Genomic DNA, 7,710 nt, shown 5'->3' on the forward strand with positions numbered 1-7,710 from the left:
AGCGTTGCAGCCGCCTCGGCCGCTCCTCGTGCCCCCGCGGTCTCACCCGCCCAAATACCGCGCGATGGTCCCGTCCACCAGCGCGGCGATGTGAGTCCGGACGTCGTATTTGGCCGCGTAGGTGTTCCACACCGGTAGCACCCGGGCCAGGGCCGGGTACTGATCTTCGATGCTGCTCGGCTCGACAGTCTCCATCCAGGGCTTCTTCTGGTCGTGGGCGCGGTTGACCTCATGCCACTGCAACTCGAACCCGATGAGCGACCACACCGCCCGCCACAGGTCGTACGCCTGCTCATCAGTGAGGCCGACCTCGTTGCATGAGGTGATGAAGGCGTCGATCATCTCGAAGGGCGGTGGTCCTGTGCTTGCTCCCTGGTGCAGTAGCTCGGGTAGCCAGGAGATGGCAGCCCAGGCCCGCATACGTGTCATTGAGCTGAGCCAGGAGCCGATCACGGGGGCCACTGCGCGGCTTGCGCGACTTCCCACTGCGCGGCTTGCGCCACTTCACTCGACCCGTCGCCTCCGCGATGACCATCGACAGCAACTCGGGCTTACCGCTCACGTAGTGGCAGATCGCCATCGGCCGCAGGTCCATCTCTTCGGCCAGAGAACGCATGTTGAGAGCGCCGGCGCCGTCGCGATCCAGGATGCGGATGGCGGCGTCGACGATGCTCGCTCGGCGTTGTTGCGGTGTGACAGTCGTTGAATCCAGGTTCACATACTATCAATAGTTAGCGGTAGTAATGATGCGAAATAGTGAATCTTTCTCGTACGCGTTCGAAACCGTCCGTCCGTATGCGTTCCGCCGTCGGGGTTGGTTCTGTCGTGAGTACCTCACGCGTGAAGAAGGAGAGGGTCGTGTTCCTTCGTTGCGCCGAGATCGATGCTGGCTGCGGTGGGCAGCATGCGTCGCTATCGACCTTCCGACTCGGTGGCGTGTCATGACTGCCGAACGGGAACTCGCCGTCGGTGGCGACCAGAGCGCGTTCACTATCTCGACGCCTGCGTCAGCTGAGTCGCCCTGAGCATGGGTCAGCGCGTACGTCACGCGCGTCACCTGGAGCGATGCCCTGGTGGTAGCGATCGCCGTGCTCGCCGCACAGATCTTCCGCTTCGGGTCCGACGACCCGCTGCGGCCGAACGGCGGTTGGGCGCTGCCGGCGATCTTCGTGTCGATCGGCCTGGTTGTCTGTTGGCCACTCGCGCTGCGTGCGTCACAGTCGCTGGACCGGAGGATCGTCGGGTCGGGACCGCAGGAGTACAGCCGCGTCATCACCGCCTGCCTGTCGGTGTTCGGCCTGCTGGCGATGCTCGACCTCATGTTCCGACTGAACATCGCCCGAGGCTTTCTCCTGGTGGCGCTGCCCGCCGGAACGTTGAGCCTGCTGCTCACGTGGTGGGTGTGGCGCAGTCACAGCATCTCGCGCATGTCAACACGGAAAACCGCTTGCGGCCTGGGTTTTCGTGAAATTGCCGTTGTTGATCTGGTCATAGCACGCGGTGGGGGTTTGTCTGGGTTGTCGCGGTCGGGGTTTCGAATCGCCTGCTCGCTTCGCTCGCAACCGGCTCAACCAGCGGGGGTCTCGACAAGCTCGACCGGCGGGTGACGCTCGACCGGCGGGTGGGGGGCGTCTTATCCATTCTGTTGCACTATCTTCGCCTTTCTGACGCGCGGCACTGGCCGTGCGACGCGGCCGTGGTGCCTACCCTGCAACTAAGCCGACAACCCAGGGCCGGTCCGTAGCCGAAGGGGTGATCGTCGTGGCGCATAGGCATCGCGGAGTGATCGCAACAATGTCGGCCGCCCTCTGCCTGCTGTTCGGCATCGCCGGGTGCGGGGTACAGACCGAATCGGGTACCCCGGTCTCGGCGCCGCCAGCTCCCAGTGACCACATTCCTGCGGATTTCAACACCACGTTCCGGTGGATACCAAGCGACGTCCTCGATCTCTCGGCACCCGAGGGGACGTTTGTCCGCGCGTTTGCCGAATCGTTCGAGATCGCGAATGCGGCGCAGTCGACGAGTTGGGGATATCCCGGATTTTCCGACGCCGCGCCGTCGAATATCGATCAGATGATCACGGTGTATCCGTCGAAGGTGTCGGAGGCCAAGCCGTCGGTGGGGACTGTGTTCTTCAGAGCGCTGCGTCGCGAGGATAGTGCTTATGGGACGCGAATCGTGTTGTGCCGCTACGGGTATTCTTCGATTCGGGATGGGAGCGGAACGTCGGCGTGGGATTCTCGGGTCGATACTCCGCGACCCGTCGAGATCGACTTCCGTCAGCAGGCCGTCGCACCGCCGGTAAAGGTGCGCGGTTCGGAACGGACTCCTGGAGCTGACGTTTTTGGTGGGTGGTACGCGTCGCGGTATGACTTCGCCGCGGTGTACCCGACCCCTACTGCAGATCAGCAGGCGTGCGCGTCGAATGTGCCTGCGGCGGTGCCGAAGCGGGCCGCGGCGCGCGGGGAGCAGCCGTGGGCTCCGATGACGCCGAGCCCGGGGTGGTCGGCGCGCGGGGATGTGTGAGCGGGTCGGGATGGGTGGTTTCGACTCGGCTGCTCGCTGCGCTCGCGGCCGGCTCAACCAGCGGGGGAAAGGGCTCGACCGGCGGGTGGGGCTCGACCGGCGGATAAGGGGCTCAACCAGCGGGTGGTGTGTGTCTCAGGTGATCGATAGTCTGAAGCGCGTCGCACTGTCGATCGCACGGGGAGATGTGGATGACGCGCAAAGCACAGTCACGGGTTCGGCGGGCGGCGGTGGCTGCGGCCATAACCGTCGGCACGGCCATCGGTGCGATCCCCGCAGACGCGGATGCTGCGGTGAGTACTTTGACCATCGCGCAACCGGGCGGCACCGGAAAGTACGGCGCCGGCTGCACTTATACGCTCACCGCGCGCGTGACGAACGACGACCCCGTGACATTCTCTGTGCGCCAACCGACGCGGTTGGCCAACGGAAAGCTTCTGCGATTCACCTTCGACGTCGTGCCGCATAGACACGTCGCGATCTTCCATTGGAGCCCAGTCGTCGAAGGGCGTTTTGTTCTTGGCGCGCGGCAGGGGGATTCGCACTGGAAGTTGCGCGGAGCCGACGTCGGTCGGCGGTTGGATCTCGGAAGTTCGTGCTCGGGGATCTGAGCCGATCCCCGAGCCGAAGCGCGTCAGTGAGCGGCTTCGTACGCCTCGACGATCTCCTTGGGCAGACGGCCACGGGGGCCGACCTCGTACCCTTCTTCGATTGCCCACTCCCGAATGTCGCTCGTCGACGCCGCCGACTTTGTCGGGCTGGGTGGCTTCTTTGTGGTCACACGAGGCGCCGTCGACTGCTTGCGACCCCCGACTCGTGTGGATGCCTCGAGGAGTTTCGCGACGGTGACGCGACCGTTTTCGACCTTGTCGAGATTCGCGCTGGAAATGTCGAGTTGGTACTCGACGCCAAGCCATGACCACAAAACGGAGTGGACGTCGTCGAGATCGATCTCCCGACCGTCCAGATCATCAACAAATGCGACTGAGCGGATGGTTGCCATGCGTCGAGGTTAACTGATGCTGTGGGTCAGACGGGGGACAGACACGGAATGTCGGCGCGACGACCGGTTTATTGTGCGGAATTCAGCAACGTGGATATCGGATATTCGGCACCGTGCGTCGTTCGGAGTGGGCCGTTTTCGGGTGGACGATAGGGTGATCGCATGGACGCGCTTTTCGTATGTACCGGCAACATCTGCCGATCGCCGATGGCCGAGCGGATCTGCCGGGGTATCGCCGCCACGAATGGTGTCGGACTGGGGGGGCATCGGGCGCTGGCGTTGGAGCGCTCAACGGTCAATCGATGCATCCGTATGCAGTGGAGGTGCTGAGTGAGAACGGTTTTGACGCAACGGATTTCGAGTCCCGATATCGCCAACCCAGGGTATTGCAGGCCGCCGATCTCGTGCTCTGCATGACCCGGGAACATCGGGCAGCATGTCAGCGAATGCTCCCGGTGCGGTGGAAGCGGATGTTCACGCTCATCGAATTCGTCGAATTGGTCTCGATCCTGAACCGAGACGCACAGGGAGAAGCCGGCCCCGCGCCGGGTATCGAGACGATCATGGCGTCGCGGCCGTATCGACACCAACTCCGTACACCTTGACATCCTCGACCCGATGGGACGGCCGAAAGCCGATTTCGAGCGGGTATTCGGCGAGGTCGCACCGCAGGTCGCTGCGGTCGTCGAGTGGGCCCGACGCGCCCAAACACACGACGTGTAGCGAGGGCGGCGTCGAATTGCGCACTGGTCGTACACCGGGGTGCGCGGCGTGGTTTCATTACTCGCGTCGGGAGAGATGGAGTTCGGGTGCGGGTCAACAAAGAATTCAGCGGTGTTCGTCGTCGACGACGCGCCGCGCTCGTGGCGGCCGTGGCAGCCTGCACTGCGGCGTCGGTCGGACTCGGGCTTGCTGGTCCCGCGCTGGCCGTCGACCCTGATCGACTGCGCGACGGATGTGTGTGGCGCACGCCCGACGAAGAGGCCGAGCACATCCAGACGTGCACGTTCTATTCGACGTCGCTGGGGCAGGACGTCGTGGTGCAGGTGCGACCGTCGGACAACCCCGAGGGCAGCAAAGAGCAGGGCGTCTATTTTCTGGACGGACTCGGATCGAATCCGGAGTACAGCACGTGGTCGCTGCCCGAGGCGGGAGCGGTGAGCTCGTACGATTCGAGCTACAACCTGGTAATGCCTGCCGGTGGCGCGGGTCAGTGGATGACCAATTGGCAGCAGGCCCCGACCGGCAGTAAGACTGCACCGCAGTGGGACACCTTCGTCGGTGAGGAATTGCCCGCGTACCTCGCGGAGAACTTCGACGTCGGCACCACTGACAACGCCATCGTCGGCGTCTCGATGTCCGGGGCGCCCGCGGTGATCATCGGGCTGAATCATCCCGGGGTCTTCTCGGTGATCCGCTCGTACTCCGGCTACTACCAAACGGATTCGCCACTGGGGTGGTTGGCGATCCCGCTCATCCAGATAGCGCGCGCCAACATCGACAACGGCCTGTGGGCCATGTGGGGGCTGCCGCTGACGGCAGGTAGCACGTGGGCCGACAACGACGTCGCCAAGCGCATCGCCGAGGCGCAGGCCAACGGGCAGACGGTGATCATCTCCTCCGGAGACGGCATTCCCACGCAGTACGAGCTCTCGGTGGCCTGGGCGCTGATCGAGAAGACGTGGAGGGAGACGCCCGAGCAGCTTCCGGCGCTTTTGCCGGGCGCGCTGACCGGACTGGCGCTGGGCATAGGGTTGGAGGCCGGCTCGTTCATCTCGACCCGCTTGCTGCAGGTGCAGACGGTTCTCGAGGGGCTGCCGATCGACTACCACTTCAGCAACGGCACTCACAACTGGTACGCGTGGGCTGCCAGTGCGGGCAGCGACGCACAGGCGATCGAGGATGCGCTTGCCGCGTTGAGTCGGAAGTCTGCGGGCGCGTCTGTGCAGGAGGTCCGTGCCACGGAGGGTGTTCCCGGGGCGACTCTCACTGCGGTGCAAGCGGATTCGATGGAGGCTCCGGTAGTTGCACCCGGTGGTGACACGACGTCGCCTACCGACGGCGCGACGTCGACTTCGGCGACCAAGCCGGTGGTCGCCGATTCGACTCCACCGAGCGTGGGTCCCACGGGCCCCGTCGACGAACGCCCTACGCATCATTCTGACGGTGCGGCGCCGGTTGTCGACCTCCCCGGTCACACCGACGACCCGACCACACCCGACACGACAACAGGACCCACAACGCCGACGGGTACACCGGATGTGGGCACATCTCCTTCAAGTAGATCCACGTCGGCCACATCTGCGGACCCCGGGGCAGGGTCGACGAGTGGCGAATCCGCGGCTGATGCCGGAGCGCGCAAGGTCAGCTGAAACGCTCGCGCAGAGCGCGGCGGTCGACCTTGCCTGGCCCGCGCAGCGGGAGTTTGTCGATCTCGATGACGTCGCGGGGCGCGGCATAGCGATCGAGTCGTTCGACGACGGCGCCACGGATGCGCTCGGCGTCGAATGTGCTTGTGTTGGAGGGAACTACGAAGGCCACGACCTTCTCGCCGAGTCGGGCGTCGGGTAGTCCGACGACGGCGCACTCGCGCACGGAGTCGTCATCGAGGATGACGGCCTCGACCACCTGGGGTACCACGGTGAGTCCGCCCGTGGTGATGGCTTCGTCGGCGCGGCCGATGATGCTCAGGATGCCGTCGTCGAGGCGGCCGAGGTCGTCGGTGACGAAGGTCCCGGGGGTCGCGAACGCGGGGTGCTCGGGCAGATTACGGTAGCCGTGCGCGACCATCGGGCCCGAGAGTGCCACGCGCCCAACGCCTTCGGGGTAGGGGTCGAGGATGGTGATGGTGACGCCTTCGAGCGGGATGCCGTCGTAGACGCAGCCGCCGCCGGTCTCACTCATGCCGTAAGTCCGGATGATGGGCAGGCCGGCGTCGAGTGCCCGGCGCAGGAGCGGGGCGGGGGTTGCGGCGCCACCGACGAGGAGGGCGTCGGTGCTGCGGAGAGCTGCGGTGGCACGCGGGGAGTCGAGGACTTTGATGAGCTGTGTGGGAACCAGCGAGGTGTAGCGGCGCGGACCGTCGAGGGTGTCGAGGGCGTCGGCGAAGGCGTCGGGATTGAAGCCGGACGAGACGTCGAGGACGCCTGGCGTGAACCCGGCAGCCAGTGCGCGGAGGAGAACCTGGAGTCCGGCGATGTGGTGCGGGGCGAGCGCGAGGAGCCAATTGCCCGGTCCGCCAAGGTATTTGTGCGTCGCGGCCGCTGACGCGGTGAGGGTGTGGGGCGTGTGTTGCGCGCCCTTGGGGGTGCCGGTGGTGCCCGAGGTGGAGATGACGAGCGAGATGACGTCGTCGATGGGGGCGTCGGCGGCCAGGGCGTCGGCGAGGCGCGCCGCGTGCGCGGGGTCGGCGGCCGGGGTGGGCAGGGCGGCCGGGGTGGTCTCGACAAGCTCGACCAGCGGTTGGGGCTCGACCAGCGGAATGGGGGGCGTGGTCTCGACAAGCTCGACCAGCGGTTGGGGCTCGACCAGCGGTTGGGGCTCGACCAGCGAGGCGGGCCTGAGCGGCGGTTGGGGAGTGACCATCGCGAGCAGGGTGTCGCGGAGGTCGAGGACCGTCGAGTCGGCAGGCAGGGGGAGTGGTCGCAGGATGCGGGTCACCGCAGCAAAACTACTCCGGCTCGGCGCCGTCGGACGGTGGCGGGTCGAGGGGGTGGTCGTCGAACGGCCAGCCGCGTGACTCGAGGTAGGTGCGGACGCGTTCGATGTCGGCCTCGTGGGGGAGCTCATGGGTGACCTTGGAGATCTTCACCCCGGCGTCGATCTTGGAGATCGGCTCGGGCGGCGGCGCCGACTCGCGGATGAGCTCGCCAGAGACCTCGTCGACTTCGTCCTCACTGAGTTGTCGACGCAGGAGTGCGACGAGGGGGATGTAGTCATCGGTGGGTACGCCGTCGGGATACCCGGCGCGCAACCAGTCGATGATCTTCTTCAGAAATTGCGGCCGATCGGCCACGCCGTCCCCCTCTCGCACACACAGACGCCTTACGCGTTCTGGTCTGCGATTCTAAGCGGTCCGGGGCGGGGGGGGGGGGGGGGGGGGCCGGGACAGGGGGGGGGTGGGGGGTGGGGGGGGGGGGGGGGGGGGGGGGGGGGGGGGGGGGGGGGGGGGGGGGGGCGGC

Annotated in this window: 10 protein-coding genes; 6 read left to right on the forward strand and 4 right to left on the reverse strand. The window is 66.0% G+C overall.

Features of this window, described 5'->3' with window-relative positions; translation table 11 throughout:
* Nucleotides 1-42: 42 nt before the first annotated feature.
* Entirely contained in the window at nt 43-429 is a 387-nt protein-coding gene (locus A5766_RS22665; RefSeq protein WP_197501597.1) for a hypothetical protein, read from the reverse strand.
* Between the two features lie 644 nt (nt 430-1,073).
* On the opposite strand from A5766_RS22665, the gene A5766_RS22675 reads away from it, so the two are divergent.
* The 3 genes from A5766_RS22675 (at nt 1,074) to A5766_RS22685 (ending at nt 3,137) form a co-directional block, all read left to right on the forward strand.
* Complete coding sequence (locus A5766_RS22675; protein ID WP_064906552.1) at nt 1,074-1,607, forward strand: hypothetical protein; 534 nt, start codon at nt 1,074-1,076, stop codon at nt 1,605-1,607.
* Nucleotides 1,608-1,752: 145 nt separating this feature from the next.
* Entirely contained in the window at nt 1,753-2,526 is a 774-nt protein-coding gene (locus A5766_RS22680) for a hypothetical protein (protein WP_082965615.1), read from the forward strand.
* Between the two features lie 191 nt (nt 2,527-2,717).
* Nucleotides 2,718-3,137, forward strand: a complete 420-nt coding sequence (locus tag A5766_RS22685; RefSeq protein WP_064906584.1) for a hypothetical protein — start codon at nt 2,718-2,720, stop codon at nt 3,135-3,137.
* Nucleotides 3,138-3,160: 23 nt separating this feature from the next.
* On the opposite strand, the gene A5766_RS22690 is transcribed toward A5766_RS22685, so the two are convergent.
* Nucleotides 3,161-3,529, reverse strand: coding sequence for a histone-like nucleoid-structuring protein Lsr2 (locus A5766_RS22690; RefSeq protein WP_064906553.1), 369 nt, complete (start codon nt 3,527-3,529; stop codon nt 3,161-3,163).
* A gap of 162 nt (nt 3,530-3,691) precedes the next feature.
* Between A5766_RS22690 and A5766_RS25395 the strand changes: the two genes are divergently transcribed.
* From A5766_RS25395 to A5766_RS22700, 3 genes are all read left to right on the forward strand, one after another.
* Complete coding sequence (locus A5766_RS25395; protein ID WP_269449463.1) at nt 3,692-3,859, forward strand: arsenate reductase/protein-tyrosine-phosphatase family protein; 168 nt, start codon at nt 3,692-3,694, stop codon at nt 3,857-3,859.
* Nucleotides 3,832-4,134, forward strand: coding sequence for an arsenate reductase/protein-tyrosine-phosphatase family protein (locus A5766_RS22695; protein ID WP_269449464.1), 303 nt, complete (start codon nt 3,832-3,834; stop codon nt 4,132-4,134). Before A5766_RS25395 ends, A5766_RS22695 begins: the two co-directional genes overlap by 28 nt.
* A 204-nt stretch (nt 4,135-4,338) precedes the next feature.
* Nucleotides 4,339-5,901 carry an alpha/beta hydrolase gene (locus A5766_RS22700; RefSeq protein WP_082965616.1) on the forward strand — a complete coding sequence of 521 codons (1,563 nt, stop codon included), beginning with the start codon at nt 4,339-4,341 and terminating at the stop codon, nt 5,899-5,901.
* Here the strand turns inward: A5766_RS22700 and menE are convergent.
* Nucleotides 5,894-7,189 carry an o-succinylbenzoate--CoA ligase gene (gene menE / locus A5766_RS22705; RefSeq protein ID WP_231894786.1) on the reverse strand — a complete coding sequence of 432 codons (1,296 nt, stop codon included), beginning with the start codon at nt 7,187-7,189 and terminating at the stop codon, nt 5,894-5,896. The two genes, A5766_RS22700 and menE, sit on opposite strands and share 8 nt — an antisense overlap.
* Nucleotides 7,190-7,199: 10 nt before the next feature.
* Entirely contained in the window at nt 7,200-7,562 is a 363-nt protein-coding gene (locus A5766_RS22710) for a DUF3349 domain-containing protein (protein ID WP_005208586.1), read from the reverse strand.
* Between the last annotated feature and the right edge of the window lie 148 nt (nt 7,563-7,710).

The organism is Gordonia sp. 852002-51296_SCH5728562-b, assembly GCF_001665475.1.
GTDB lineage: Bacteria > Actinomycetota > Actinomycetes > Mycobacteriales > Mycobacteriaceae > Gordonia > Gordonia sputi.